This window comes from Enterovirga sp. GCM10030262 (assembly GCF_042666435.1).
Classification (GTDB): domain Bacteria; phylum Pseudomonadota; class Alphaproteobacteria; order Sphingomonadales; family Sphingomonadaceae; genus Allosphingosinicella.
Genome location: NZ_JBHTDC010000001.1, coordinates 789157 through 813670, shown reverse-complemented (window position 1 = coordinate 813670; position 24514 = coordinate 789157). Strand labels below are relative to the sequence as shown.

Below are 24514 nucleotides of genomic sequence, written 5' to 3'. Positions count from 1 at the left end.
GTTCTGCTTCCTTGCCTTCTATTCTTAGAGCGCTTCAGCGCCGGAGATGATTTCGACGAGTTCGGTGGTAATCGCGGCCTGCCGGGTGCGGTTATACTGGATCGAGAGGCGGTTGATCATGTCGCCGGCGTTGCGGGTCGCGTTGTCCATCGCCGTCATGCGGCTGCCCTGCTCGGAGGCGGCGTTCTCGAGCAAAGCGCGGAAGATCTGGACGGCGACGTTGCGGGGTAGGAGTTCGGCGAGGATTTCCTCCTCGTCCGGCTCATATTCGACGGCGGCGGCGACGCCCGAAGTTGAGGAAGTTGACGCTTCCTCCGGCATCGGCACGGGGATGATCTGCTGCTCGGTCGGCTCCTGGACCAGGGCCGACTGGAAGCGGGCGTAGAAGAGGTGGGCGACGTCGAACCCGCCATTTCCGAACCGCTCGACGATGTCGCCGGCGATCGCCTGGGCGTCGGCGAAGGAGACATATTTGATCGCGCCGGTGTCGTGCTGGCCGACGATCTGCTTGGGGAACAGGCGGCCAATGATCGCCCGGCCCTTGCGGCCGACCAGGTAGAAATGGACATTCTTGCCGTCGCGGATCAGCGCGTCGGCCTTCTTGCGGGCGGCGCGGACGATGTTCGAGTTGAACGCGCCGGCGAGGCCGCGGTCGGACGTCGCGACCACCAGCAGGTGGACCTGGTCCTTGCCGGTGCCGGCGAGCAATTTCGGGCTTTCCGGGCCGACGGTGACCTTGGCGGCGAGGCTCGCCATCACCGCTTCGAGGCGGGACGCATAGGGACGGCCGGCCTCCGCCGCCTGCTGCGCACGGCGCAGCTTGGCCGCGGCGACCATCTTCATCGCCTTGGTGATCTTCTGGGTCGACTTGACCGAGGCGATCCGCCCTTTGAGTGCCTTGAGGCTGGCCATTTAGTCTCTCTCGTTTACCGGCCGAGGCCGGTATCCAGTCTGGGCCCCGGCCTTCGCCGGGGCACAATCGTTACGCGAACGTCTTCACGAAATCGCCGAGGATCGCCTTCAGCTTGTCCGAAGTCGCGTCGTCGAGCGTCTTGGTGTCGCGGATGGTGGCGAGCACGTCGGCATGGTCGTGGCGCATGTGGCTGAGCAACGCGCTCTCGAACCGCACCACGTCGCCGGTCGGCACATTGTCGATGAAGCCGTTGACCCCAGAGAAGATCGAGACGACCTGCTCTTCCATCGGCATCGGCTGGAACTGGGGCTGCTTCAGCAACTCCGTCAGCCGCGCGCCGCGGGCTAGCAGGCGCTGGGTCGAGGCGTCGAGGTCCGAGCCGAACTGGGCGAAGGCGGCCATTTCGCGATATTGGGCGAGCTCCAGCTTGATCGAGCCACTGACCTTCTTCATCGCCTTGGTCTGCGCGGCCGAGCCGACGCGGCTGACCGAGAGGCCGACGTTGATCGCCGGACGGACGCCCTGGTAGAATAATTCCGTCTCCAGGAAGATCTGGCCGTCGGTGATCGAGATGACGTTGGTCGGGATATAGGCCGACACGTCGCCGGCCTGGGTCTCGATGATCGGCAGCGCCGTCAACGAACCGTTGCCGTTGGCGTCGTTCATCTTGGCTGCGCGCTCGAGCAGGCGCGAGTGGAGATAGAAGACGTCGCCGGGATAGGCCTCGCGGCCCGGCGGGCGGCGCAGCAGCAGTGACATCTGACGGTAGGCGACGGCCTGCTTGGAGAGATCGTCATAGACGATGACGGCGTGCATGCCGTTGTCGCGGAAATATTCGCCCATCGTCACGCCGGTATAGGGCGCGATATACTGAAGCGGGGCGGGCTCGGACGCGGTCGCGGCGACGACGATCGAATATTCCATCGCGCCATTCTCTTCGAGCGCGCGGACGATCTGGGCGACCGTGGAGCGCTTCTGGCCGATGGCGACGTAGATGCAATAGAGCTTCTGGCTCTCGTCGTCGCCCGCGTTCGCCTTCTTCTGGTTGATGAAGGTGTCGAGCGCGACCGCGGTCTTGCCGGTCTGGCGGTCGCCGATGATGAGCTCGCGCTGGCCGCGGCCGACGGGGACGAGGGCGTCGAGGGCCTTGAGGCCGGTCTGGACCGGCTCGTGCACCGACTTGCGCGGGATGATGCCCGGCGCCTTGGTCTCGACGCGCTTGCGCTCGGTATATTCGATCGGGCCCTTGCCATCGATCGGGTTGCCGAGACCATCGACGACGCGGCCGAGCAGACCCTTGCCGACGGGCACGTCGACGATCGTGCCGGTGCGCTTGACGGTGTCGCCTTCCTTGATCTTCGAATCGGTGCCGAAGATCACGGCGCCGACATTGTCGGCCTCGAGGTTCAAGGCCATGCCCTTGATGCCGTTGGCGAATTCGATCATCTCGCCGGCCTGGACGTTGTCGAGGCCGTGGATGCGGGCGATGCCGTCGCCGACGCTCAGCACGGTGCCGACTTCGCTGACCTGGGCTTCGGTGCCGAAATTGGCGATCTGGTCCTTGATGACCTTGGAGATTTCAGCGGCGCGGATATCCATGTTCAGCCTTTCCCAGACGGCGATATCGCCGTCATCCTTTCATTGCGTGCGCGAGAGTGTTCAATTTGGTGCGGATGGAGCCGTCGATCATCTGGCTGCCGACCTTGACGACGAGCCCGCCCAATATGGCGGGATCGACGGAAAGATCGACGGCGACGTCGCGGCCGAGACGGGTCTTCAAGTTGGATTTGATCGCGGCGACCTGATCGTCGTCGAGCGGGTGCGCCGAGATCACGCTGGCGGTGGTCTCGCCGCGATGGGCGGCGGCCAGGAGGTCGAAGGCGGCGATCATCTTGCCAAGTTCGGCCAGGCGGTTGTTGTTCGCGAGGACGCCGAGGAACTTGGCGGTCAGGGGATCGAGCTTCATCGATTTGGCGACAGCGGCGACGGTCGTGGCCGCTTCGCCACGCGAGATGACCGGGCTGGTGGTCAGCGCGCGGAAATCGCCCGAATCGGCGAGCGCGCGGCGCAGCGAGGCCAGGCTCGCGCCGACCGCCTCCAGCTGCTTCTCGTCGCGAGCCAGCTCGAACAGAGCGGTCGCGTAACGACCCGCCAAACTTGCCTGTATGCCGCCGGAATTATCCACGCGCGCCTCAACTCCCAGATCGGATTTCGTCCCATGCGAAAAGGGGGCTTCAAAGAGCCCCCCGAATGGGTCGCGCGGGCCGTAGCAGGGGCTTTGCGGCGATGCAAGACGGGCGTTGGCAGGGAGGCGGGTGGCGCGAGGCAAGTCGGGTAATCGTCGGGAATAAATCGTCATGCTGAACTTGTTTCCGCATCCAGCTACGATCCGCCGCGGCGTTGGTGGCCTGGACCCTGAAACAAGTTCAGGGTGACGGGACACAGGGTGACGGGAGACAGGGTGACGGAGACGGATGACGTTGTGTGCGGGGCGTCGCTTTGAAAGCAAGCTTCGGGGTGCGGGGGTTAAAGCGGGGGCGTATATGGACCTTATGAAACCGCAGAAACTCATCGACGAAGAGGCCGCCTGGAGCGCGGTCATGGCGCGTGACCGGACGGCCGACGGACGCTTCGTCACCGGCGTCCTGACCACCGGCATCTACTGCCGCCCCAGTTGCGCCGCGCGGCACCCCAACCGCGAGAATGTGCGCTTCTTCGCCAGCGGCGCGGAAGCCGCGGAGAGCGGCCTCCGGGCGTGCCTGCGCTGCAAGCCGGACGAGGTGACCCGCGAGGCCGCCGCGCTGGCGAAGGCTTATGCGCTTCTGGAGCGAGCGGAATCGCCGCCTGCGCTCGACGCGCTTGCGGCCGCCGCCGGCTATTCCCCGCATCATTTCCATCGATTGTTCAAGCGCGCGACCGGCGTCACCCCGGCCGAATATGCGCGCGGAAGAAGGGCACAGAGCATGACACAGAGCCTCGAAACCAACGGCCGCGTCACCGACGCCATCTATGATGCCGGCTATTCCGGACCTGGACGCTTCTACGCCGACGCCAAGACGCGGCTCGGCATGACGCCGTCCGCGTGGCGCGACGGCGGGCGCGGCGAGACGATTCGCTGGGCCACGGCCGAGACCGACCTCGGCACGATGCTGGTGGCGGCGACGGACAAGGGCATTTGCCGCCTGTCCTTCGACGAGGACGAGGCGGAGCTGCACCGCCGCTTCCCCAGGGCGGCGATCGAGCCGGGCGGCGCCGCCATGGCCGACTTGGTCCGGCAGACCGTGGCCGCCGTGAACGCGCCGGAGAGGCCGCACGACCTGCCGATCGACGTGCGCGGCACGGCGTTCCAGCAGGCGGTGTGGCGCGAACTCCAGCGCATTCCGCCGGGCGAGACGCGGACCTACGCCCAGATCGCCGCCGCGGTCGGCAAGCCGGGGGCGGTACGCGCGGCGGGATCGGCCAACGGCGCCAACAATGTCGCCGTCCTCATCCCCTGCCACCGCGTCATCCGCACCGGCGGCGCCCTCGGCGGCTACGCTTATGGGCTGGAGCGCAAGGCGAAGCTGCTGGCGAAGGAGGGGCGTCGATGACCGGCTATCGCATCAGCGGATTGCCGCTCGCCGATTTCGAGCCGCTGTTCGGGCTCGACGACGCGGCGTTGAAGGAACAGAGGGCGATGCGGGTCATCGCTTTGGACAAGCCCGGCTATCCCTGCCGCGTCACATTGGAGGATGCGGAACCGGGCGAGACGCTCATCCTCCTGAATTACGAGCATCAGGCGGCGGCGACACCCTACCGTTCGGGACACGCCATTTTCGTGCGCGAGTCGGCGCGCGAGGAGGCCGTGTTCGAGAATGAAGTGCCGCCTTTGCTCTCGTCCCGGCTGCTCTCCGTCCGCGCCTATGACGAGACCGGCATGATGGTGGACGCCGATTGCGTCAACGGCGCCGAGCTGGAGCCCCTGATCGCCCGCCTGTTCGACGACTGCGGCACGGCCTATCTCCACATTCACAATGCTAGGCGAGGCTGCTTCGCCGCACGGGTCGAGCGCGCCTGAATCCGTGCGCAGCTCTGCGGACATGTCTGTTTTGCGTGGAAAGCAGCCAATCAGGAGACGGTAAGCGATCCCCAGAGCCACAGGTGCATCAAAGCTGCTGGTGCAGCGAGACCAACTCCCCACCAAAGAAGTGATCGTTTTGGTCGAAACAGCGCCCATAGATAAGCAATAAGGGCCGGAATCAGCAGTCCGGTGACAAGGAATATTGCTGTCACAGCGGCTATCGTGGCCGGATCAGACGTGCTGCCAGGGGAGTCGAAGAAGAGGAGACTCAGCGCGGCTGCGAAGAATGCATAGGGAATGAAAGCAAGCATGCCTACGACCAGAGCCGCCGCCATAATTCGGATACCGATCGACCTGTCTGCAGCAGCTTCCGGGGGGTGAACGAAGTTTTCGAACATGCAGCCATTCTAATGCGGGAGTGATTCTCCGCAATGGCTCGTTTCGGAGGTGGGACATCCGGACTTCCGTCAGACCCCTCCTACAGAAAGCTGTAAGGGTCCACCTCCACCGCCACCCGCACGCCGCGCGGCCAGTCGAGCTTGCCGAGCCAGTCGCGGATGACGTCTTGGACGTCGAGCGAACGCGCGGCGTGGACGAGGAGGCGTTGGCGGTGGCGGCCGCGGAGCATGGCGAGCGGGGCGGGGGCGGGGCCGAAGACGGCCATATTCTCGACGCGCGGCGCGGCGCGGCCGATGAGGCGGGCGGTCTCGGTGGCTTCTGCGAGGTCCTCCGATGAGATGATGATGCCGGCGAGGCGGCCGAAGGGGGGCATGGCGGCGTCGCGCCTCGCTTCGGTCTCGGCGGCGTAGAAGCCCTCGGCGTCGCCGCTGACGAGGGCGTTGATCACGGGCGCGGCGGGCTCGGAGCTGGAGCCCCTGATCGCCCGCCTGTTCGACGACCCGGGCACCACCTATCTCCACGTCCACAATGCGAAGCGAGGCTGCTTCGCAGCGCAGATCGATCGCGTCTGAGCAAGGCCGCGGCGGTCGCGAATGTTGGCAAAGGGCAAAACGAGGAGATCCCGTCAGAGGTTGACGTTCAATCCAAGTCGATCACCGCGCGATACCGTTCGCCCTCGATCTCTTTGAAAATGAGCGCGTACGGTGTCGGACCGTCAAACGCACCGCCCGCGACCGCGAATGCAGAGTCAATGGCTGATCGCACCCCTGCGAGAGAGAGTAAGGCCCGATCCTCCCCATAACCTGCGAAGGCCAGGGGCTTGGCGTCCAGCACCGGCCACTCGAAAGGATTGAAGCAAGCGACGCCGGGGGTCCGTCGAAAAAGCTCATCCTCAAGGGCAGGGTCCGCACCATTGAGCTCAATATCATGGAAGGTGAATTCCGCGTCATTTAGGAAGCCACCAAGGCTACCACTCGCAATGCAGCGGGCACAGACTATGGGACTCTGCTCAGCGTAAATGTTACCCGTGTATCTCCACGCACAGGGACGTGCGCAGACATCGCAAACCTCGCTTGTTTGCTCAAACGAGCGCCCGTTCTGATAGGCCCCTGGATTGAACCGAAAATAAGGTTTTTCGTCGCTCATTCGTATGCCCTTCAGCCCGCACCATCTGACTTCTCGCCAACGTCCGCAAGTCGTTGGATTCGCGGATTCGCCTAGTCTACCACGCCCTACAGAAAGCTGTACGGATCGACATCCACCGCCACCCGCACGCCGCGCGGCCATTCCAGCTTGCCGAGCCAGTCGCGGATCACGTCCTGGACGTCGAGCGAACGCGCGGCGTGGACGAGGAGGCGTTGGCGGTGGCGGCCGCGGAGCATGGCGAGCGGGGCGGGGGCGGGGCCGAAGACGGCCATATTCTCGACGCGCGGCGCGGCGCGGCCGATGAGGCGGGCGGTCTCGGTGGCTTCGGCGAGGTCCTCCGATGAGATGATGATGCCGGCGAGGCGGCCGAAGGGGGGCATGGCGGCGTCGCGCCTCGCTTCGGTCTCGGCGGCGTAGAAGCCCTCCGCGTCGCCGCTGACGAGGGCGTTGATCACGGGCGCGGCGGGCTCGTGGGTCTGGACGAGGACTCGGCCCGGCTTCTCGCCCCGGCCGGCGCGGCCGGAGACCTGCATGATCTGCTGGAAGCTGCGCTCAGCCGCGCGGAGGTCGCCGCCGGAGAGGCCGAGATCGGCGTCGACCACGCCGACCAGGGTGAGGTTGGGGAAGTGATAGCCCTTTGTCACCAACTGCGTGCCGACGACGATGTCGATCTCGCCCGCCTCCATCCGGCCGACGAACTCCGCCGCCTTGGCCGGGGACCAGATCGTGTCCGAGGTTACGATCGCAGTGCGGGCGTCGGGGAACAGGGCCTCCACCTCGTCGGCGATCCGCTCGACGCCGGGGCCGACCGGGACGAGGCTGTCCTCCTCCTTGCATTCGGGGCAGGCGCGGGGCGGCGGCATCATGTGGCCGCAATGGTGGCAGGCCAGGCGGTGGACGAGGCGGTGCTCGACCATCCAGGCGGTGCAATTGGGGCATTGGAAACGATGCCCGCAATGGCGGCAGAGGGTGAGCGGGGCGTAGCCGCGCCGGTTGAGGAAGAGCAAAGTCTGCTCGCCCGCTTCCAGATTGGCTTCGATCTCGCGGACCAATGTGGGCGCCAGCCAGCGGCCGCGGGGCGGCGGATCCTGGATGAGGTCGATGGCCGCGATGTCCGGCATTTCCGCGACGCCGTAGCGGTCGGGCAGCCTGACCTCGGAATAGACGCCGATCTCCGCCATCTGCCTTGTCTCGATCGCCGGGGTCGCGGAGGCGAGGATGACCGGCACCTGCTCCAGCTTCGCGCGCATCACGGCTACATCGCGGGCGTGATATTGGACGCCGTCCTCCTGCTTGAAGCTGGTCTCGTGCGCTTCGTCGACGACGATCAGGCCGAGCATGCGATAGGGGAGGAACAGGGCCGAGCGCGCGCCGACCACCACCCGGGCGTCACCGGTCGCGATGGCCCGCCAGGCACGGCGGCGCTGCGATTGGCGGAGGCCTGAGTGCCAGGCGACGGGCTCGCAGCCGAAGCGGGCGGCGAAGCGCTTCAGGAAGGGCTCGGTCAGCGCGATCTCGGGCAGGAGCACCAATGTCTGCCGTCCCTCCCGGATCGCTTCGGCCACCGCCTCGAAATAGACTTCGGTCTTGCCCGATCCGGTCACCCCGTCGAGCAGGAAGGGCGCGAATTCTCGAGCGCGCACCGCCGCGACGAAGGTCGCCGCCGCCGCCTGCTGCGCTTCTTCCAGCGCCGGCGGGTCGTGGTCCGGATCGGGGAGGGGGAAGGGGTCGTCGACCGACACTTCCACCGCCTCGATCGCGCCGGTCTTGACCAGCCCACGGATCACCCCGTCCGAAACGTCCGCCGCCAGCGCCAATTCGCGCACCAGACCCTGGCGCTCGCCGATCCGCTCCAGCGCCTGTCCGCGCTGCGGAGTCATGCGTTCGGGCACCATGCCGGTGGCGCGATATTCGGTCACGGTCCGCGTGCCGTCCAATGCGCTCGCCGAGGAGATCGTCATCCGCAGCACCGACGCGATCGGCGCGAGATAATAATCCGCCGTCCATTCGATCAGCCGCCGCAGCGGCTCCGCGATCGGCGGAATGTCGTAGACGTGGAGCAGGGGGCGGAGGCGCTTCTCGTCCACCTCGCCGGCGTCCAGCCGCTCGGGCTCCCAGACCACGCCCGTCATCTGCCTCGGCCCCAGCGGCGCCAGCACGATCGTGCCGGGCGCGATCGCGCTTCCCTGGGGCGCGCGATAATCGAGCGGGCCGAGGGCGGCGTTGAGGAGGATGACGCGGACGCGGTTCATGGGGCCTCGCCCATATCGCCATTCGCGCTTATTCCCAAAAGTGACGTTGCAAGGAGACGCCGAATGATCGCGCGCAGGTGGCATGGCCGGATTCCGGCGGCCAAAACGGAGGATTATCTCAAGCTGATGCGCGAGGTGGGCCTGGCCGACTATCGCTCGACCGAGGGCAATGTCGGCGCCTGGTGCCTCCACCGCCAGGACGGCGACGTCGTCCATGTCGAGATGTTCACCCTCTGGCGGGACTGGGAGTCGATCCGGCGCTTCGCCGGGGAGGATGTCGAGGTTGCCAAATATTACGATTTCGATCCGGATTACCTGCTCGAGCTCGAGCCGCGGGTGACCCATTTCGAAGCGGCCGGGGGTTGATGTTTCCCTGCCGAAGCTTCGGGGTGGCGCAGGCCGCCGCCGCAACCTAGTGGAGGGAGCGCCCGTTACGGCCGGGCAGCAAGGGAGCCTTCGGATGGACCAGTCGCTTACCCGCCGCAGCCTCATCGGCGTCGGCCTCGCAATGCCTTTGCTCGGGTTGGCGGCCTGTGTCGGCGGGCCGCTGGGGCTCGATCATGCGGCGGCGATCCGGCGTCTGCTCAGCTTGTCGTCGCAGCGCGCCTTCGCCCGCTTGCTCGTCGAGAACGGCTTCTTTGAGACCGAAGTGGCGCGGGTGACGCTGCCACCCGAGCTCGGCGGCAACGGGCCGACCTCTTTGCTCGCCGCTCTCCTACGGACCGAGGCCGTGCAGCGGCGCCTCCTCCAGCAGGTCAACCGGGCCGCCGAGACCGCGGCCGACGCGGCGGCGCCGATCGTCCTTCAGTCGATCCGCAGCCTGCGCTTCACCGATGCGGTCGCGATCGTCCGGGGCGGATCGAGCGCCGCCACCGATTATCTCCAGCGCAGCATGGGCCGCGCGATCTTCGATGCGATGCTTCCCGGCGTAGGCAGCGGGCTGCGGCTGTTCGACAGCGCGATCCTGCAGGAGGCGCTGCGGGCCGCGACCGGGATCGATTTCGCCGAGCTCCAGCATGACGTGACCTTGAAGGCGAGCGAGGGCATCTACCGCGCCATCGCCCGCGAGGAGGCGGCGATCCGCGACGACCCGGCCGCGACCGGCGATCCGCTGCTGGAGGCCGCGTTCGGGCTGCTCGGATCGGCCTGACCGGCTTTCGCCCGGGGGGAGAAGAGGCTATCAGCCCCCGCGAAACCCCTTGCCAGGAAAGTCCCCCATGAAATTCTTCGTCGACACCGCCGACATCGCCGACATACGCGAGCTCGCCTCGGAAGGCCTGCTCGACGGCGTCACCACCAACCCCTCGCTCATCCACAAATCCGGCCGCCCGTTCTTGGAGGTGGTGAAGGAGATTTGCGGGGTGGTCGACGGCCCGGTCTCTGCCGAGGTGGTCGCGACCGACCATGAATCGATGATGCGCGAGGCCGAGATACTGCGAAAGATCGCGGACAATATCGCGGTCAAGGTGCCGCTCACCGTCGACGGGCTCAAGACCTGCAAGAAACTGACCGGCGACGGCACGATGGTGAACGTCACGCTCTGCTTCTCGGCCAACCAGGCCCTGCTCGCGGCCAAGGCGGGCGCGACCTTCGTCTCCCCCTTCGTCGGCCGCCACGACGATGTCGGCTATCCGGGCATGGAGCTGATCGCCGACATCCGCCTCATCTACGACAATTACGATTTCGCGACCGAGATATTGGTGGCGAGCGTGCGCAACCCGATCCACGTCCACGAAGCGGCGAAGATCGGCGCCGACGTGATGACCGCCCCGCCCTCCGTCATCCGCCAGCTCTTCAAGCACCCGCTGACCGACAACGGCCTGAAGGCGTTCCTGGCGGATTGGGAGAAGACGGGCCAGACGATCGGGTGAGCGACCCGTCACGAGGGCGGGCGCCGGCCCCCGCCCGATCCCACCGGGCGCGGACAATTCCGGGGAGGACAATTCCGGACAATTCCGGCAGCAACTCCGGGAGCAATTCCGGGGGCACTATACTTAATTATTTTCCGGCCGGGCGCGGTGCAGCCAGACAAAGTCGCACGGAATTAAGTATAGTGTCCCCGGAATTACGGGAAGTATAGTGTCCCCGGAATTACGGAATTATACGTAGTCGGCATAGAACCCGCCGGTCATCGACCCGCGGCACACCTCGGCTTGTTGGGCAACAGCGGCTCGATCGCCCGCCACTCGAAATCGGTCAAATCGTATCGGCTCATTCAGCCTTGAATCAGAACCGAGCCGCCTTGGGAATCCTGTTATGGGTTCACGGCCTAGCCTCGTTTGTGTCTACCGCGAACTTCCGCCGGCTCAGTGGGAATAATTCAAACCACCCTTTCCTTCGCAGAGCGGAACGGGCTCCTTTCCCTCAACGCTCAACAGGCCCTGTCGATAGACGCGGTTCTCGTATGTCTCTCGCCAGTAGACCACCAGGTCGCGATCCAGGACTCCGAGCTTCAGCCGGAGGTCGGGCTTTATCCCGCCTTCCGCGAGCATGTGTCCGATATTCGAGATGTGTTTGGTACCCATGGAATTCCCTCGCATCTCCTCAATCACGAGGTTGTCCCTGTCGATGCTCATCCGCAACAGGCCGGTCGGCGAGTCAATGTGCGCGGCTCGATCCTCAAGAAACCAAACTCGGTCCATATCGAAAGAGCGATCGGCTGCAGAGCAATGGCCTATGCTCACCGCAAATTCGGCGTCAGGGACAATGAGCATGGGGGAAGCGGCAGGCGCTCTCTCCGTCGCCTGTACGAGCAGAAGTAGAAGACCCAGCATCACACAGCTTCTCCCGCAAGAATGATCGCAGCCTGCACGCGCGAGTCGACGTTCGCAATGCCCCTCATGCGAACATCGCTTGCCGACCGCTACGGTCGAAGGGGCTTCATTTCGCCATCGCATCTTAACCATATCGCGGTTAAGCTCGGCGCCATGGGCATGGTGATCAACTTCGAGGACCGCGCGGTGGCCAACCTTCGCGCGCGGGTGGCGGCGGCGGAGGAGGCCAATCAGGATCTGATCGCCTTCGCGCGCGGCCATTCGGGGGCGGTGCACTCGATCCACGAGGCCGTGCTGGCCGCCGTGGAGGCCGAGGGGTTCGACCATCTCATCCACATCGTCACCCAGGAATGGCCGCAGATATTGGGGCTGGACGCGGTCGCGGTCGCTTTGTTCGTCGGCGACAAGGGGATGCGTGCCGACGCCTCCGGGCTTCAGTTCGTCGATCCGCGCGTGATCGAGCGGTCGATCGCCCAGTTCGACGGTGTCGTGCTGCGCGGCTGCGAGCGGGGCCATCCTTTGTTCGGCCCGGCCTGCGACCTAATCCGCGCCGAGGCGCTGGTGCGGCTCGACAGCGAGGCGCCGCTCCCCAGGGGCCTGCTCGCGCTCGGCCAGCGCGGCGCGCAGGGCTTCGAGACCCGCCACGGCTCCGAGCTTCTCGTCTTTCTCGGCCGCGTGCTGACCCGCTGCATGGGGCGCTGGCTGATACCGGGTGGCTGATTCGCTGACGGATCATCCGGCACGGGATATCGCCGCGCGCTGGCGGGACCATCTCGCGCGCGACCGCCGCCGTTCCGACCATACCGTCCGGGCCTATGTCGCGACCGCACATCGGCTAATCGATTTTATCGCCGGCTACAAAGGCGAGGTCGTGGATGGAGGGACACTGACGAGCCTTCGGCCGTCCGATCTCCGCGCCTTCCTGACTCACCGCCGGGCGGGGGGCCTCGGGAACAGCTCGGCGGCGCGCGAGCTGTCGGCGGTGCGCGGCTTCCTCGCCTTCGCGGCGGCGGAGAGCGGGAACACGGCCGCGCCGCCGCGCCTCAAGGGGCCGAAGAGAGCGCGGAGCGTGCCCCGGCCGATCTCGCCCGCCGAGGCGGTGTCGCTGGCCGAGGACGTGGCGGAGGACGCGGCCGAGGAGTGGATCGGGGCGCGCGACCTGGCATTGCTGCTGCTGCTCTATGGGTCGGGGCTTCGGGTGGCGGAGGCGCTCGACCTGGACGGCACGGCCCTGCCGCTGGGCGAGACGCTCGCCGTCACCGGCAAGCGAAACAAAACGCGGATCGTGCCGCTGCTGGCGCCGGTGCGCGACGCGATGGAGCGTTATCTCGCTTTGTGCCCTTATCCTTCAGCCGGGGACCGGCCTTTGTTCCGAGGGGCGCGGGGAGGGCCGCTTCGGGGCGAGATCGTCCGCCGCGCGGTGCGGCGGGCGCGGGCGCGGCTGGGCCTGTCGGACCGGACGACGCCGCACGCGCTCCGCCACAGCTTCGCGACCCATCTGCTCGGGCGCGGCGCTGATCTCCGCTCCCTTCAGGAACTGCTCGGCCATGCCAGCCTGTCGTCGACGCAAATCTATACCGCGGTCGATACCGCGCACCTGATGGACGTCTACCGCAACGCCCATCCCCGGGCCTAGCGTTCGTGCTTCGCGTGGCGCCTGCGCCAGGTGAGCTGGCGCCAGATGTAGGTGAGGACAATGAGGCCGATCACCGCCGAGGAGAGCGGGCCGAGGATATGGTCGATCTCGCCGAAGCGGCGGCCGAGCAGATAGCCGGCCACGGCCAGCGCGGAGCTCCACCCGGCGGTGCCGATGGCCGACCAGATGAGGAAGGTGCCGAGCCGCATGTGCAGCAGCCCGGCGGGGATCGAGATGACCGAGCGTATCGTCGGCATCATCCGGCCGACGCCGACCAGGATCGGGCCGAAGCGGCCGAACATCCGTTCCGCTTTCTCGACATCGTACCAGTCGAGCGTCAGCCAGCGGCCGTGCCGCTCGATGAAAGGGCGAAAGCGCTCCACGCCGATCATCCGGGCGACGACATACCAGAAGAAGTTGCCGCACATCGCGCCCAGCGTGCCGCCGAGGATGACGCCCCACAGGGTCATCGCGCCGTTCGCAGCCGCGACGCCGGCGATCGGCATGATTACCTCCGACGGGATCGGCGGGAACACCGTCTCCAGGAACATCAGGAAGAAGACGCCGAAATAGCCCGCTTGCTCGATCAGGCGGATGACCCAGTCGGTCACTGAAGCTTCGCCTCGATCGCGTCCCAGATGATGCCGGGCGTGTCGGTGCCGTTGAAGCGGTCGATGGCGACGATTCCGGTCGGCGAGGTGACGTTGATCTCGGTCAAATAACCGCCGATCACGTCGATGCCGACGAAGAGCAGCCCGCGCCTCGCCAGTTCGGGGCCGATGGTCTCGCAAATCTCCTGCTCGCGCGCCGTCAGCTCGGTCGCTTGCGCGGTGCCACCGGCGGCGAGGTTCGAGCGGATCTCGCCCTTGCCGGGGATGCGGTTGATCGCGCCCGTCGCCTTGCCGTCGATGAGGACGATGCGCTTGTCGCCTTGCGTCACGTCGGGAAGGAAGGCCTGGACCATGAAGGGCTCTACCCAGACATGGCTGAACAATTCCGTCAGCGCCCCGAGATTCTGGCCCTCACGGCCGATCCGGAATACCGCGCCGCCGGCATAGCCGTAGAGCGGCTTGACGACGATCTCGCCATGCCGTGCCTGGAATGCGCGGGTCTCTTCCAGCGAGCGGGTGATGAGGGTCGGCGGCATGAATTGCGCGAAATCGAGCACGAACAATTTCTCGGGCGCATTGCGCACCGACGCGGGATCGTTGACCACCAAAGTGCCGGGCTGGACGCGCTCGAGCAGGTGGGTGGCGGTGATGTAACTGAGGTCGAAAGGCGGGTCCTGGCGCATCAGCACCACGTCGACGTCGTCGGCGAGGTCGAGCGTCTCCCACTCGCCATGCTCGAAATGATTGCCCTGCTCGCGGCGGACTTCGACCCGGCGGGCATGGGCCCGCACCCGGCCGTCGGAATAGCTGAGGTGGGGCGCCAGATAGTGGAAGAGGCGGTGGCCGCGCTGCTGCGCCGACAGCATGATCGCGAAGGTCGAATCGCCCGCGATGTTGAGGCCTTCCATGGGGTCCATCTGGACGGCGACACGCAACGACATCGGCAAATTCTCCGGACGATCTGTGGCGGCCTCTAGAGAGCCGGACCCGCTCTGTCACCCGTGCCAGACGTTGGCGAGATGGCGGGGCAGGCGGCGCGGGACGATGAAGATCGCGTCGATCCGCATGTCGTCGCCCGGCCGGACGAAGCGGGCGGCGACCGCCTCGGCGGCGGCGGCGACCCGGCGAAGACGATAATCATCGAGCGACATCTCTATGTCCGCCTCTGTCGCCCGCGCCTTCACCTCGACGAAGGCCACCGTCCGCCCGCGCCGCGCCACCAAGTCAACCTCGCCGACCGGCGTCCGTACCCGGCGCGCGAGAATGGCCCAGCCCTTGAGCCGGAGCCACAAAGCCGCGACCGATTCCGCGCGCCGTCCCCCTTGTTCGGCGCGACGGCGGTTCATTTGAGCGCGAGCGCCCGTTCGTAGACCTCGCGGCGCGGCAGGCCGAGCGTGTGCGCAACCTCGGCCGCCGCGCGCGAAACCGAGAGTCGGGTCATCGCCTCGCGCAGCGCGGCCTCGACATCCTCCTCGCCCGCAGGTTCCGGTTCGCCCGGCGGGCCGACGACGATCACGATCTCGCCCTTGGGCGCCGAATCGGCATAACGCCCGGCGAGTTCGGACAGGCTGCCCGTCACGGTCTCCTCGAACCTTTTGCTGATCTCGCGCACCACCGCGGCTTCCCGGTCGCGGAGGCCGTCGCGCAGCGCCGCCAGCGCGGCGCCGAGGCGGGGGCCGCTTTCATAGAGAATCAGCGTCGCCCGAACCGTCGCGATCTCGGCGATGGCGGCGGCGCGGGCGCCGGTTTTGGCCGGCAGGAAGCCCAAGAAGAGGAAGCGGTCGGTCGGAAGGCCCGCCAGGGTCAGGGCGGCGATGGCGGCGCAGGGGCCGGCGACGGTGTGGATCGCGACCCCGGCCGCGCGGGCGTCGCGGACGAGCTTGTAGCCCGGATCGGAGATGAGGGGCGTCCCCGCGTCGGAGACCAGCGCTACGGCCTCGCTCGCCATCCGCGCCACGAGATCGCGTCGCGTGCGCTCGTCGCTATGGTCGTGATAGGGCTTCATCGGCCGCTTGACGCCGATATGGCGGAGAAGCTTCGCGGTCACCCGGCTGTCCTCGACGGCGATCAGGTCGGCCTCGGCCAGCACTGCCGCGGCGTGCGGACTCAAGTCGGAAAGATTGCCGATTGGGGTCGCGACGATATAGAGGCCGGGTAAAAGGGTCATCAGGGATAACGTCATGGCAGAGCAGCTCACTCGCCCGCAAGCGCGGCGCTCGTTCCTCCGGATCGCGGCGGCGGCGGGACTGGGCCTGCTGATCGCCGGCTGCCAGATGGTGCCGAGCGGACGCCCCCGGCCCGCGCCGGAGCCGGTGCCGACCCCCACGCCCACGCCGACGCCCGGTCTCCCCGAGGACACGAATCGCAACCGGGTCGCGGTGCTGGTCCCGCTCAGCGGTCAGAATGCCGGCGTGGGGCAGTCGATCGCCAACGCCGCCAACCTCGCCTTGCTCGACACGGGCGGCCAAAAGATCCGGATCACGGTTTACGACACGGCCAAGGGCGCCGCCGCCGCCGCCAACGAAGCGCTCGCCGACGGCAACCGCCTGTTCCTGGGCCCCCTGCTCGCCGAGGATGTCCGCGCCATCGCGCCGCTCGCCAGGCGCGCCGACGTGCCGGTGGTGGCCTTTTCGAACGATGTCGCTGTTGCCGGCGACGGCGTCTATCTGATGGGTTTCGACCCCGCCCAGTCGATCGACCGGGTCGTCGGCCATGCCCGCTCGCAAGGGCTGGAGCGCTTCGCCGGCCTTATCCCCAACGGCGATTACGGCCGCCGCGCGAGCCAGGCGCTGATCGATTCGGTCGAACGCGCCGGCGGCCGGATGGTGGCGATGCAGCCCTATGATCGCAGCACCCAGTCGCTCCGCTCCGCCGTCACCCGGCTCGGCGGCCAATCCGGCTATGACGTGATCCTCGTCGCCGACAGCGGCCGGATCGCGATCACCGCCGCCCCGCTGATCCGCGCCGGCGCGTCTCCGCAGGCACGCATCCTCGGCACCGAATTGTGGAAGAGCGAGGACGATCTGGGCGGCACCGCCGCGTTGCGCGGCGCCTGGTTCGCCAGCGTCCCCGACACGATGTTCAACCAGCTTCGCACCCGCTATCGCGCCCGCTACGGCGCCAATCCATATCGTCTGGCGAGCCTCGGCTACGATGCCGTCCTGCTGGCGGTGCGGATCGGGCAGGACTGGCGCATCGGCCAGCGTTTCCCGGAGGAGGCGCTGAGGAGCGACGAAGGCTTCATGGGCGTCGACGGCGCCTTCCGCTTCGGCCGCGACGGCGTCGCCGACCGGATGCTCGAAGTGCTCCAGGTCGGCGCCGGCGGCAACAGCGTCGTCTCGCCCGCGCCGCGCAGCTTCGGCGACTAGAGGACAATCTCGGCGAGGATCGCGTCGAGGAGGAGCATTCCCGCCTGCGTGACGCGAAGGCGCTGGCCGTCGCGCGACAGCAGGCCCTCCCGTGTCAGCCGGTCCACCGCCCGGGCGTCGACGAGCGTATCGAAAGGGCGGCCCGCCAGCGCGGCGATGCGGGCCCGGTCGACGCCCTCGTGCAGCCTCAGCCCCATGAGCAGCGCCTCGACGGTGGCGGCGGCGGGATCGAGCGGCGTCTCCTCGACGATGCCATGGCCGTTGCGGGCGAGCGCGGAGAGCCAGTTTTCCGGCTTGCGATGGCGCTGGGTGGCGTGGCCGCCGCGCCGGCCATGGGCGCCCGGCCCGACGCCGAGATAATATTCGTAGCGCCAGTAAGCGAGATTGTGGCGGCTCTCCTCGCCGGGGCGGGCATGGTTGGAGATTTCATAGGCGGGAAGGCCGGCCGCCGTCGTCATCGCCGCCGTAAGCTCGTACAGGCCGGCGGCGAAATCGGGATCGGCCGGATGCAGTTCCCCTTTCGCGGCAAGCGCGGCGAAGCGCGTGCCCGGCTCGATCGTCAGCTGGTAGAGCGAGAGATGGCCCGTGCCGAAGGAGAGTGCGCGGGCGAGCTGCCTTTCCCATTCCGCCTCGCACTGGTTGGGCAGTGCGTAGATGAGGTCGCAGCTGACCCGGCCGAACGCGCGCTGCGCCGTCTCCAGCGCGGCGAGCCCCTCAGCGACATCGTGCGCGCGGCCGAGGAAATGCAAGGCCTCCTCGGCCAGCGATTGGAGGCCGAGCGAGACTCGGTTGACGCCGGCGGCGGCGAGGTCGGCGAAGCGCGCGGCTTCGACAGACGAGGGATTGGCCTCGAGCGTGATCTCGATACCGGGAGCGAAGCCCCAATGCCGCTCCGCCGCCTCGATCAGCGCCGCCACGGTCTCGGGCGGCATCAACGAGGGCGTGCCGCCGCCGAAGAAGATCGAGCCGAGCCTGCGCCCGGGCTCGACCCGCGCCTCATGGGCGAGATCGGCGATGAGGGCGTCCCGCCATTGCGCCTGGTCCACCGAGGCGCGGACGTGGCTGTTGAAGTCGCAATAAGGGCATTTGGAGACGCAGAACGGCCAGTGGACGTAGAGGGCAAGCGGCTCCGCCCCAACCGTCATCCCAGCGAAAGCTGGGATCTCCCTGTCCTTTTCCCGGACGCTCAACAAGGAAAGAAGATTCCAGCTTGCGCTGGAATGACGTGTCGGATTTCGCTCACAGCAAAGCCGCCACCAATTTGCGGAAGGCGTCGGCGCGGTGGCTCATCGCATATTTGTCGGCGGGGTCCATCTGGCCGAAGGTCATCTCGCGGCCGATCGGCTGGAACATCGGGTCGTAGCCGAAACCGTTCTCGCCGCGCGGCGGCCAGACGAGCAGGCCGTCGACCCGGCCTTCGAAGCTCTCGCACTGGCCGTCATCGGGCCAGCAGACCGAGAGCGCGCAGACGAAATGGGCGTTGCGGCCCGCCTCCGGCCCCTTGGCGAGAACTTCCTCCTCTACCCGCTCCATCGCGAGGTGGAAATCCTTGCTCTCGCCCGCCCAGCGCGCGGAATAGATGCCGGGGCGCCCGTCGAGCGCGTCGACGCTGAGGCCGCTATCGTCGGCGAGGGCAGGGAGGCCGGACAGGTCCGCCGCCAGCCGCGCCTTCAATTCGGCATTGTCGACGAAGCTGTTGCCGGTCTCGTCCGGCTCGGGGAGATCGAGGTCGGCGGCCGAGACCGGCTCGATGCCATAAGGCCCGAGCAGGTCGGCGATCTCGCGGACCTTGCCCGGATTGTGGCTGGCGATGACCAGCTTGCCGGGTTGCAGGCGCCTCATCGGCCGGTCGCCCTGTCCTGCGCGGCGAAGATATCGGTGCAGCCGATGCGGGCGAGGCGGAGGAGGCGGAGCAGGCCCTCTTCATCGTAGCATTCGCCCTCGGCCGTCACCTGCGCCTCCACGATATTGCCGTCGCTGGTCAGCACGAAATTGCCGTCGCAGCCTGCGGAGCTGTCCTCGATATAATCGAGATCGAGCACCGCCGTTCCATTATGGATGCCGCAGCTGACCGCCGCGACCTTGCGCTGGATCGGATCGGTTGCGAGCTGCCCGGCTTCGATCAGCTTGTCGATGGCGATGCGCAGCGCCACCCAGGCGCCCGAAATGGCGGCGGTGCGGGTGCCGCCATCGGCCTGGATGACGTCGCAGTCCAATGTGATCTGGCGCTCGCCCAGGGCCTGGAGATCGACCACGGCGCGCAAGGAGCGCCCGATAAGGCGCTGAATTTCCTGCGTCCGGCCGGACTGCTTGCCGCTCGCCGCCTCGCGCCGCCCCCTTGTGTGAGTCGCGCGCGGCAACATGCCATATTCGGCGGTGACCCAGCCCTTGCCCTTGCCGCGAAGCCAGGGCGGAAGGCTGGTTTCGACCGAGGCGGTGCACAGCACGCGGGTGTCGCCGAAGCCGACGAGGCAGCTTCCCTCGGCGTGGCGGGCGAAGCCGGCTTCCATGGTGATCGCCCGCATCTGATCGGGCGCGCGTCCGGATGGGCGCATGTCTATCCTTTCGGTGGTTCGCGCGGGGCCTTAGCGAGCCCTCCTTCGTCATTCCAGCGAAAGCTGGAATCTCCCTTCTTCGGCCCAGCCAGCGAAAGAGAAGTGAGATTCCAGCTTTCGCTGGAATGACGGATGACTACATTCTCCTCATGTCCGCCGCTCCCATCTCCGAAATGACCGACCGCGCCCGTGACGTGTTCCGGATGGTGGTCGAGGGCTATCTCGATTCCGGGCTGCCGGTCGGCTCCCGCACGATCTCGAAGCTGCCCGGCATCAGTTTGTCGCCCGCCTCGATCCGCAACGTCATGCAGGATCTGGAGGAACTGGGCCTTCTCAGCCATCCCCATACGTCGGCCGGCCGCGTCCCCACCGAGGGCGGCCTTCGCCTGTTCGTCGACGGTATGATGCAGGCGGCGGCGCCGACCGCCGAGGAAAGGGCGGCGATCGAGGCACGGCTGGAGCGCGGCGGACCGATCGAGGAGGCGATCTCGGCCGCGACCGCCGTGCTGTCCGGCCTCTCCGCCTGCGCCGGCATCGTGCTGGTTCCCAAGCGCGAGCCGGTGCTGCGGCAATTCGGCTTCGTCCCGCTGTCGCCCGATCAGGCGCTGGCCGTGATGGTCGGGAGCGACGGCAGCGTCGAGAATCGCGTGGTCGATCTCCCGCCCGGAATCTCTCCCGCCGCCCTCGGCGAGGCGGGTAATTATGTCAGCGCCCGCCTTTCCGGCCTCACTCTCCCCGACGCGCTCGCGCGCCTCGCCACCGAGATCAGGGACGGCGAGGCCGCGCTCGACCAGGTCTCGCAGGAACTGGTCGCGCGCGGCCTGGCGGTCTGGTCGCGCGACGGCGCCCAGCGCCCGGTGCTGATCGTGCGCGGCCAGGCCAATCTGCTCGACCGGGACGCCGCCGCCGATCTGGAGCGGGTCCGCCAGCTGCTCGACGAGCTGGAAGGCAAGGAGGAGATTGCCCGCCTGCTCGACAGCGCCACCGCCGGCAAGGGCATGAAGATCTTCATCGGCTCGGAGAATAAATTGTTCGCCCTTTCCGGCTCCTCGGTCATCGCCGCGCCCTATCGCGGCGGCGACGGCAAGGTGGTCGGCGTGGTGGGCGTCATCGGGCCGACGCGGTTGAACTATGCGCGCGTCGTGCCCATGGTGGATTTCACGGCACAGGCACTATCGAGATTGATGGCATGAACGACGACCAGATTATGCGCGAAGACACCGGCGAGACCCAGCCCGAGGCGAGGGAGCTCGACCGGCTGGCGGAGCTGGAGAAGGAGCTGGAGGAGGTCCGCCAGCACGTCCTCTACGCTCAGGCGGAGACGCAGAACGTTCGCCGCCGGCTGGAAGCCGAGAAGCAGAATGTCTCGGCCTATGCGACCACCGGTTTCGCGCGCGACATGCTAAGCGTGAAGGACAATCTGGACCGGGCGCTGGCCGCTGTCCCCGATGAGCTGCGCCAGGACGACAAGTTGAAAGGCCTCATCGCCGGCATCGAGGCGACCGGCCGCGAGCTGGACACCGTCTTCCAGCGCAACGGCATCGTCCGGGTCGAGGCCGTGGGCCAGCCGCTCGATCCCAACCGCCACCAGGCGATGGTCGAGATACCCAGCGACGAGGCCGAGCCCGGCACCATCATTCAGGAAATGCAGGCCGGCTACATGATCAAGGACCGGCTGCTGCGGCCGGCCCTGGTGGGAGTGGCGAAGAAGGGCGGCTAGAAGGCCGCGTCATGCCCTCGCGGCGCGGATGAGTGGCGCCTCGGCGATCCGGCGGCGGCACCGGGAGGCCGCGGGCGCACCGCTCGCCTCCAGCGGTTTCGGCCCCCCCTGCGCGGCCAGATCGAAAAGCGGGATCGGCCTGCCGAGCAGGAAGCCCTGAACTTCGTCACAGGATTCCGACCTCAACAATTCGAGCTGTTCGACCGTCTCGATCCCCTCGGCCAGAACCGGAATGTCGAGGCTCTTGCCGAGCGCCATGACCGCGCGGACGATGGCCAGCGATTGCGGGCTCCGGCCGAGGCCCTCGACGAAGGTACGGTCGAGCTTGATCTTGTCGAATGGAAAAGTCCTGAGCGTTTCCAGGGAGGAATAGCCTGTGCCGAAATCGTCGAGCGCCACGTGCACGCCCAGGGCCTTGATCTGGCGAATGACGTGAAGGGAACGGAGCTGGTCCTTGATCAGCGCAGTCTCGGTGAGTTCAAGCTCGAGGCGGTGCGGGGGCAGTCCCGTTTCCACCAGAATTTCATGGATGGTCCGGGCGAAGTCGCTTTGGCTCAACTGAACGGCGGAAAGGTTGACGCCGACCCTGTACGGCGGCGTCCATGAAGCGGCGTCCCGGCAAGCGCGGCGCAGAACCCATTCGCCCAGTGATTGTATGAGGCCGTGCGATTCGGCCAGCGGAATGAATTCGGTCGGTCCAATCGGTCCCCTGGTGGGGTGGGTCCAGCGCACCAGCGCCTCATATCCCCGGATTTCGTCGCCCGCTATCGAGGTCTGCACCTGATAGCATAATGTGAGCTCCTCGTTTGCGATCGCCGCGGACAGGTCCTCGACCAGCGCACGCCGCGATCGCACGGCCTCTCCCAGTTGCGGATCGTAATAGCAGGTATTCTGGAGAGCATCAGCCTTCGCGCCGTACATTGCGAGGTCCGCATTCTTGGTCAGCGCCTCGCAATTCTCGCCGTCGCGAGGGAAGACGGCGACGCCGATGCTGGCGCGAATGGAGGCGCTGCTGTTGTCGAGGATGATCGACATTTGGGTCGCTTGCTCGACGGTCTCGACGAAGGCGTGCAGATCGGCCTCCTCGGCGAACATCGTGACGGCGGCGAATTCGTCGCCGCCCAGCCGAGCCGCATAGCCGCCGTCGGTGGCGATGGACCGCAGGCGCTCCGCGAGGCAGATGAGGGCCTTGTCGCCCGCCGAATGGCCCCAGCCGTCGTTGATCTCCTTGAAGCCGTCGAGATCGATGCCGAGCACCGCCAGCTTCATGCCCCTGGCCGCGGCTTCGCGGAGCTTTCGCGCCATAAAGTCGCTGTAGCTGGTTCGGTTGGGCAAGCCGGTCAGCGGATCGTGCAGCGCCATGTGACGCAGCCGATCGTCCGAATCCGACCGTGTCCGGCTGTCGATCAGGTGCGAGGATATGCCCGAGCCGACGATGACCAGGCCAACCACCGCTATCGACAGCGCCATCGCCTGATAGGCGGCGGAGTTCGAATCCATATTGGCGCTCATCGGCGTCACACTGAACGCGGCCATCGCGGTAAAGTGCAGGCTGACGATGGCGAGCACCATCAGGGCGGTCGGCAAGTGCGCCCCAAGGCCCTCGCGGGGTTGCCGCGCCGTATGAAGAGCGGCCCCGGCCAGGGTGGCGGCAAGCACGATCGAGGCGACCACATAGGCCGAATCCCAGGCAACGAGCCCTTCGACGCGGTAGGCGAACATTCCGGTATAATGCATGGCGGCGATGGAGAGGCCGACCAGAGCGCCGCCCGCGGCCGGCGCAACCCGGGTCAACCCGCTGGTCGCCACGACGAAGCCAATTCCCGTGCCCAGCATCGCGATCAGGAGCGACATGGCGGTCAGCACGGGCTCGAAGACGATGGGGACGCCCGGCTCGTATCCAAGCATGGCTATGAAATGGGTCGACCAGATCGAGGCGCCTCCGGAAACCGCCGTCAGGAAATGCCAGCCGAAGCGGGGCGCGCCCAATGTCCCGACGGCACGTCGGTGCAGCCTGAGCGTCACCAGCATGCCGGCGACGCAGACGCCCGCGGCCAGCGCTACCAACCAGATGTTGTGCTCAGTGGCGAGGCAGCTCACGACGCGCATCATCAAGCGTTCCCCTCCACGCGTTAGTACGGATCGCATAGCGGAGGATCGTTAAAAGATTGCCCTCATCGGCGTCGCCCGCGAAAGAGCAAAGCGCCGGATAGGGCCAAGGTCGAGCGATTGAGCCCCGGGGCTTAAGACGCGGTCGGCGCACGACGACGCGCCTTTGCCTCCCTTGTCCCAAAAATGGAATGCAAGGCGCTGGGCACTTGCGTCCTTCGGCGGAGTGTGGCGCTATGCGCGCCGGGGGGAGCCCGGTGATCGCGTCGAGCTTATGCGGATTGTTCGGGCACAGCGTGGACAAGGGCCGCGTATGGTTCGATAATCTCAATTTCAGGACGAGTTGCCTTCGGTGCAGGCGGCCATTGCTCCGCGACGACAAAGGCTGGCGCCTGTTCGACAGCGTCACCGATCTTCCCAAAGGCGGACCCGGCCGAAAACCGCACCCCCGCCACGACATCTGACTCGGCGGGGATTTATCCGAACGAAAGCAGATTGTCATACAATCCCAGCGGTGGCGCGCCGGGCACCTTCGCGCCTTCGCGCAGCAGGAAGGCGTGGCGCACTATCTCGGCTTGCTGCTCGATGCCGTAGCGCTTCAGCGGCCAGCCGGGCTTGATTGCGTAGCTGTAGCGGCAGAAGGGGTGGCGCATCAGAGGGAGATAGAAGCGACCGCGGGTCTGAGCCTGCCAGACATGCGTCATCTCATGGATGAAGAGGCCCTGGGCGTGCAGCGGGCGGTCGGCGAAATCCTCGCACCAGAGGCCGCCTCGCGGATGGAACCAGATGTGGCCGTCGGGGGCCATGGCGACGCGCTTCGGCTGTAAGGGCCACCATTTGCGATTGCGGATGCGGACGGTGTCATAGTCGATCGCCCCGCCGAAGACGGAAGCGGCGAGGTTGCGTTCCGCTTGTGTGAGCGGGCGGGAGGTCATGCCGAATTCCCGTTCGTCCCGAGCGCAATCGAGGGG

Annotated in this window: 29 protein-coding genes and 1 pseudogene; 12 read left to right on the top strand and 18 right to left on the bottom strand. The window is 67.0% G+C overall.

From position 1 onward, the window contains the following. Window positions 1-24: 24 nt before the first annotated feature. The 3 genes from ACFQRC_RS04050 to ACFQRC_RS04040 form a co-directional block, all read right to left on the bottom strand. Window positions 25-912: a F0F1 ATP synthase subunit gamma gene (locus tag ACFQRC_RS04050; protein ID WP_379958020.1), complete on the bottom strand. Its 888-nt coding sequence runs from the start codon at window positions 910-912 to the stop codon at window positions 25-27. 70 nt (window positions 913-982) lie between these two features. Further along, window positions 983-2512, bottom strand: coding sequence for a F0F1 ATP synthase subunit alpha (atpA, locus tag ACFQRC_RS04045; RefSeq protein WP_379958018.1), 1530 nt, complete (start codon window positions 2510-2512; stop codon window positions 983-985). Between the two features lie 31 nt (window positions 2513-2543). Next, a complete protein-coding gene (locus ACFQRC_RS04040) occupies window positions 2544-3272 on the bottom strand; it encodes a F0F1 ATP synthase subunit delta (protein WP_379958016.1) in 729 nt (242 codons plus the stop codon). Between the two features lie 193 nt (window positions 3273-3465). Here ACFQRC_RS04040 and ada point away from each other — a divergent pair, with 193 nt between their 5' ends. Beyond that, a complete protein-coding gene (gene ada, locus ACFQRC_RS04035) occupies window positions 3466-4503 on the top strand; it encodes a bifunctional DNA-binding transcriptional regulator/O6-methylguanine-DNA methyltransferase Ada (RefSeq protein ID WP_379958014.1) in 1038 nt (345 codons plus the stop codon). Then, a complete protein-coding gene (locus ACFQRC_RS04030; RefSeq protein ID WP_379958011.1) occupies window positions 4500-4970 on the top strand; it encodes a DUF1203 domain-containing protein in 471 nt (156 codons plus the stop codon). Before ada ends, ACFQRC_RS04030 begins: the two co-directional genes overlap by 4 nt. A gap of 50 nt (window positions 4971-5020) precedes the next feature. On the opposite strand, the gene ACFQRC_RS04025 is transcribed toward ACFQRC_RS04030, so the two are convergent. After that, window positions 5021-5371 carry a hypothetical protein gene (locus ACFQRC_RS04025; RefSeq protein WP_379958009.1) on the bottom strand — a complete coding sequence of 117 codons (351 nt, stop codon included), beginning with the start codon at window positions 5369-5371 and terminating at the stop codon, window positions 5021-5023. Window positions 5372-5451: 80 nt separating this feature from the next. Beyond that, on the bottom strand, window positions 5452-5820 hold the full coding sequence (locus tag ACFQRC_RS04020; protein ID WP_379958006.1) for a hypothetical protein: 369 nt from the start codon (window positions 5818-5820) through the stop codon (window positions 5452-5454). Here ACFQRC_RS04020 and ACFQRC_RS04015 point away from each other — a divergent pair. Further along, window positions 5813-5944 (top strand): DUF1203 domain-containing protein, encoded by a 132-nt coding sequence (locus tag ACFQRC_RS04015; protein ID WP_379958003.1) that lies wholly within the window; start codon window positions 5813-5815, stop codon window positions 5942-5944. The genes ACFQRC_RS04020 and ACFQRC_RS04015 overlap by 8 nt on opposite strands. A 67-nt stretch (window positions 5945-6011) precedes the next feature. Here the strand turns inward: ACFQRC_RS04015 and ACFQRC_RS04010 are convergent, their stop codons facing one another. Both ACFQRC_RS04010 and ACFQRC_RS04005 read right to left on the bottom strand, forming a co-directional pair. Continuing rightward, the gene (locus ACFQRC_RS04010; protein ID WP_379958001.1) at window positions 6012-6518 is read right to left on the bottom strand and encodes a CbrC family protein; all 507 of its coding nucleotides are present in this window, start codon (window positions 6516-6518) and stop codon (window positions 6012-6014) included. 86 nt (window positions 6519-6604) lie between these two features. Then, window positions 6605-8770: a primosomal protein N' gene (locus ACFQRC_RS04005; RefSeq protein ID WP_379957999.1), complete on the bottom strand. Its 2166-nt coding sequence runs from the start codon at window positions 8768-8770 to the stop codon at window positions 6605-6607. 63 nt (window positions 8771-8833) lie between these two features. Here ACFQRC_RS04005 and ACFQRC_RS04000 point away from each other — a divergent pair, with 63 nt between their 5' ends. The 3 genes from ACFQRC_RS04000 to fsa all read left to right on the top strand — a co-directional run bounded on the left by ACFQRC_RS04000 (window position 8834) and on the right by fsa (window position 10641). Next, window positions 8834-9136 carry a hypothetical protein gene (locus tag ACFQRC_RS04000; RefSeq protein WP_379957996.1) on the top strand — a complete coding sequence of 101 codons (303 nt, stop codon included), beginning with the start codon at window positions 8834-8836 and terminating at the stop codon, window positions 9134-9136. A 94-nt stretch (window positions 9137-9230) separates the two neighbouring features. After that, window positions 9231-9920 carry a DUF4197 domain-containing protein gene (locus ACFQRC_RS03995; RefSeq protein ID WP_379957994.1) on the top strand — a complete coding sequence of 230 codons (690 nt, stop codon included), beginning with the start codon at window positions 9231-9233 and terminating at the stop codon, window positions 9918-9920. A gap of 67 nt (window positions 9921-9987) precedes the next feature. Continuing rightward, window positions 9988-10641 carry a fructose-6-phosphate aldolase gene (gene fsa, locus ACFQRC_RS03990; RefSeq protein ID WP_379957992.1) on the top strand — a complete coding sequence of 218 codons (654 nt, stop codon included), beginning with the start codon at window positions 9988-9990 and terminating at the stop codon, window positions 10639-10641. A gap of 244 nt (window positions 10642-10885) precedes the next feature. On the opposite strand, the pseudogene ACFQRC_RS03985 reads toward fsa, so the two are convergent. After that, window positions 10886-10985 (bottom strand): annotated as a pseudogene (locus tag ACFQRC_RS03985) (IS5/IS1182 family transposase); the annotation flags it as partial. A gap of 91 nt (window positions 10986-11076) precedes the next feature. Continuing rightward, a complete protein-coding gene (locus ACFQRC_RS03980) occupies window positions 11077-11547 on the bottom strand; it encodes a hypothetical protein (protein ID WP_379957990.1) in 471 nt (156 codons plus the stop codon). 18 nt (window positions 11548-11565) lie between these two features. On the opposite strand from ACFQRC_RS03980, the gene ACFQRC_RS03975 reads away from it, so the two are divergent. Then, window positions 11566-12264 (top strand): DUF484 family protein, encoded by a 699-nt coding sequence (locus ACFQRC_RS03975; RefSeq protein WP_379957987.1) that lies wholly within the window; start codon window positions 11566-11568, stop codon window positions 12262-12264. Beyond that, entirely contained in the window at window positions 12257-13180 is a 924-nt protein-coding gene (locus tag ACFQRC_RS03970; protein WP_379957984.1) for a tyrosine recombinase XerC, read from the top strand. The genes ACFQRC_RS03975 and ACFQRC_RS03970 overlap by 8 nt, the downstream gene beginning before the upstream one ends. Here the strand turns inward: ACFQRC_RS03970 and ACFQRC_RS03965 are convergent. Genes ACFQRC_RS03965 through rsmI form a run of 4 tightly spaced genes read right to left on the bottom strand, consistent with a single transcriptional unit; the run spans window position 13177 to window position 15973 of the window. After that, window positions 13177-13791, bottom strand: coding sequence for a DedA family protein (locus tag ACFQRC_RS03965; protein ID WP_379957981.1), 615 nt, complete (start codon window positions 13789-13791; stop codon window positions 13177-13179). The two genes, ACFQRC_RS03970 and ACFQRC_RS03965, sit on opposite strands and share 4 nt — an antisense overlap. Continuing rightward, complete coding sequence (gene gshB / locus ACFQRC_RS03960; protein WP_379957979.1) at window positions 13788-14732, bottom strand: glutathione synthase; 945 nt, start codon at window positions 14730-14732, stop codon at window positions 13788-13790. Before gshB ends, ACFQRC_RS03965 begins: the two co-directional genes overlap by 4 nt. 54 nt (window positions 14733-14786) lie before the next feature. Beyond that, window positions 14787-15137, bottom strand: a complete 351-nt coding sequence (locus tag ACFQRC_RS03955) for a YraN family protein (protein ID WP_379957977.1) — start codon at window positions 15135-15137, stop codon at window positions 14787-14789. Beyond that, window positions 15134-15973, bottom strand: a complete 840-nt coding sequence (gene rsmI / locus ACFQRC_RS03950; protein ID WP_379957975.1) for a 16S rRNA (cytidine(1402)-2'-O)-methyltransferase — start codon at window positions 15971-15973, stop codon at window positions 15134-15136. Before rsmI ends, ACFQRC_RS03955 begins: the two co-directional genes overlap by 4 nt. Between rsmI and ACFQRC_RS03945 the strand changes: the two genes are divergently transcribed. Next, window positions 15972-17159 carry a penicillin-binding protein activator gene (locus ACFQRC_RS03945; RefSeq protein ID WP_379957973.1) on the top strand — a complete coding sequence of 396 codons (1188 nt, stop codon included), beginning with the start codon at window positions 15972-15974 and terminating at the stop codon, window positions 17157-17159. The genes rsmI and ACFQRC_RS03945 overlap by 2 nt on opposite strands. Here the strand turns inward: ACFQRC_RS03945 and hemW are convergent. The 3 genes from hemW to rph all read right to left on the bottom strand — a co-directional run bounded on the left by hemW (window position 17156) and on the right by rph (window position 19714). Beyond that, window positions 17156-18304, bottom strand: coding sequence for a radical SAM family heme chaperone HemW (gene hemW / locus ACFQRC_RS03940; protein WP_379957971.1), 1149 nt, complete (start codon window positions 18302-18304; stop codon window positions 17156-17158). The two genes, ACFQRC_RS03945 and hemW, sit on opposite strands and share 4 nt — an antisense overlap. A 94-nt stretch (window positions 18305-18398) precedes the next feature. Beyond that, entirely contained in the window at window positions 18399-19001 is a 603-nt protein-coding gene (gene rdgB, locus ACFQRC_RS03935; RefSeq protein ID WP_379957968.1) for an RdgB/HAM1 family non-canonical purine NTP pyrophosphatase, read from the bottom strand. Further along, window positions 18998-19714, bottom strand: coding sequence for a ribonuclease PH (gene rph, locus ACFQRC_RS03930; protein WP_379957966.1), 717 nt, complete (start codon window positions 19712-19714; stop codon window positions 18998-19000). The genes rdgB and rph overlap by 4 nt, the downstream gene beginning before the upstream one ends. A gap of 125 nt (window positions 19715-19839) precedes the next feature. On the opposite strand from rph, the gene hrcA reads away from it, so the two are divergent. Further along, a complete protein-coding gene (gene hrcA, locus ACFQRC_RS03925; RefSeq protein WP_379957963.1) occupies window positions 19840-20907 on the top strand; it encodes a heat-inducible transcriptional repressor HrcA in 1068 nt (355 codons plus the stop codon). Continuing rightward, a complete protein-coding gene (grpE, locus tag ACFQRC_RS03920) occupies window positions 20904-21434 on the top strand; it encodes a nucleotide exchange factor GrpE (protein WP_379957960.1) in 531 nt (176 codons plus the stop codon). The genes hrcA and grpE overlap by 4 nt, the downstream gene beginning before the upstream one ends. 9 nt (window positions 21435-21443) lie before the next feature. On the opposite strand, the gene ACFQRC_RS03915 is transcribed toward grpE, so the two are convergent. Further along, window positions 21444-23546 carry a putative bifunctional diguanylate cyclase/phosphodiesterase gene (locus ACFQRC_RS03915; RefSeq protein WP_379957958.1) on the bottom strand — a complete coding sequence of 701 codons (2103 nt, stop codon included), beginning with the start codon at window positions 23544-23546 and terminating at the stop codon, window positions 21444-21446. A 254-nt stretch (window positions 23547-23800) separates the two neighbouring features. On the opposite strand from ACFQRC_RS03915, the gene ACFQRC_RS03910 reads away from it, so the two are divergent. Next, window positions 23801-24007: a hypothetical protein gene (locus tag ACFQRC_RS03910; RefSeq protein ID WP_379957956.1), complete on the top strand. Its 207-nt coding sequence runs from the start codon at window positions 23801-23803 to the stop codon at window positions 24005-24007. 12 nt (window positions 24008-24019) lie between these two features. Here ACFQRC_RS03910 and ACFQRC_RS03905 read toward each other — a convergent pair whose 3' ends face one another. Further along, a complete protein-coding gene (locus ACFQRC_RS03905; RefSeq protein ID WP_379957954.1) occupies window positions 24020-24478 on the bottom strand; it encodes a hypothetical protein in 459 nt (152 codons plus the stop codon). Window positions 24479-24514: the final 36 nt, after the last annotated feature.

What these genes read in the sequence shown, in the direction of transcription:
- ACFQRC_RS04050 (WP_379958020.1), bottom strand. Translation starts at nt 912, where the DNA reads ATGGCCAGCCTCAAGGCACTCAAAGGGCGGATCGCCTCGGTCAAGTCG.
- atpA (WP_379958018.1), bottom strand. Translation starts at nt 2,512, where the DNA reads ATGGATATCCGCGCCGCTGAAATCTCCAAGGTCATCAAGGACCAGATC.
- ACFQRC_RS04040 (WP_379958016.1), bottom strand. Translation starts at nt 3,272, where the DNA reads ATGACGATTTATTCCCGACGATTACCCGACTTGCCTCGCGCCACCCGC.
- ada (WP_379958014.1), top strand. Translation starts at nt 3,466, where the DNA reads ATGAAACCGCAGAAACTCATCGACGAAGAGGCCGCCTGGAGCGCGGTC.
- ACFQRC_RS04030 (WP_379958011.1), top strand. Translation starts at nt 4,500, where the DNA reads ATGACCGGCTATCGCATCAGCGGATTGCCGCTCGCCGATTTCGAGCCG.
- ACFQRC_RS04025 (WP_379958009.1), bottom strand. Translation starts at nt 5,371, where the DNA reads ATGTTCGAAAACTTCGTTCACCCCCCGGAAGCTGCTGCAGACAGGTCG.
- ACFQRC_RS04010 (WP_379958001.1), bottom strand. Translation starts at nt 6,518, where the DNA reads ATGAGCGACGAAAAACCTTATTTTCGGTTCAATCCAGGGGCCTATCAG.
- ACFQRC_RS04005 (WP_379957999.1), bottom strand. Translation starts at nt 8,770, where the DNA reads ATGAACCGCGTCCGCGTCATCCTCCTCAACGCCGCCCTCGGCCCGCTC.
- ACFQRC_RS04000 (WP_379957996.1), top strand. Translation starts at nt 8,834, where the DNA reads ATGATCGCGCGCAGGTGGCATGGCCGGATTCCGGCGGCCAAAACGGAG.
- ACFQRC_RS03995 (WP_379957994.1), top strand. Translation starts at nt 9,231, where the DNA reads ATGGACCAGTCGCTTACCCGCCGCAGCCTCATCGGCGTCGGCCTCGCA.
- fsa (WP_379957992.1), top strand. Translation starts at nt 9,988, where the DNA reads ATGAAATTCTTCGTCGACACCGCCGACATCGCCGACATACGCGAGCTC.
- ACFQRC_RS03975 (WP_379957987.1), top strand. Translation starts at nt 11,566, where the DNA reads ATGATCGCAGCCTGCACGCGCGAGTCGACGTTCGCAATGCCCCTCATG.
- gshB (WP_379957979.1), bottom strand. Translation starts at nt 14,732, where the DNA reads ATGTCGTTGCGTGTCGCCGTCCAGATGGACCCCATGGAAGGCCTCAAC.
- ACFQRC_RS03955 (WP_379957977.1), bottom strand. Translation starts at nt 15,137, where the DNA reads ATGAACCGCCGTCGCGCCGAACAAGGGGGACGGCGCGCGGAATCGGTC.
- ACFQRC_RS03945 (WP_379957973.1), top strand. Translation starts at nt 15,972, where the DNA reads ATGGCAGAGCAGCTCACTCGCCCGCAAGCGCGGCGCTCGTTCCTCCGG.
- rsmI (WP_379957975.1), bottom strand. Translation starts at nt 15,973, where the DNA reads ATGACGTTATCCCTGATGACCCTTTTACCCGGCCTCTATATCGTCGCG.
- hemW (WP_379957971.1), bottom strand. Translation starts at nt 18,304, where the DNA reads ATGACGGTTGGGGCGGAGCCGCTTGCCCTCTACGTCCACTGGCCGTTC.
- rdgB (WP_379957968.1), bottom strand. Translation starts at nt 19,001, where the DNA reads ATGAGGCGCCTGCAACCCGGCAAGCTGGTCATCGCCAGCCACAATCCG.
- rph (WP_379957966.1), bottom strand. Translation starts at nt 19,714, where the DNA reads ATGCGCCCATCCGGACGCGCGCCCGATCAGATGCGGGCGATCACCATG.
- hrcA (WP_379957963.1), top strand. Translation starts at nt 19,840, where the DNA reads ATGACGGATGACTACATTCTCCTCATGTCCGCCGCTCCCATCTCCGAA.
- grpE (WP_379957960.1), top strand. Translation starts at nt 20,904, where the DNA reads ATGAACGACGACCAGATTATGCGCGAAGACACCGGCGAGACCCAGCCC.
- ACFQRC_RS03915 (WP_379957958.1), bottom strand. Translation starts at nt 23,546, where the DNA reads ATGATGCGCGTCGTGAGCTGCCTCGCCACTGAGCACAACATCTGGTTG.
- ACFQRC_RS03905 (WP_379957954.1), bottom strand. Translation starts at nt 24,478, where the DNA reads ATGACCTCCCGCCCGCTCACACAAGCGGAACGCAACCTCGCCGCTTCC.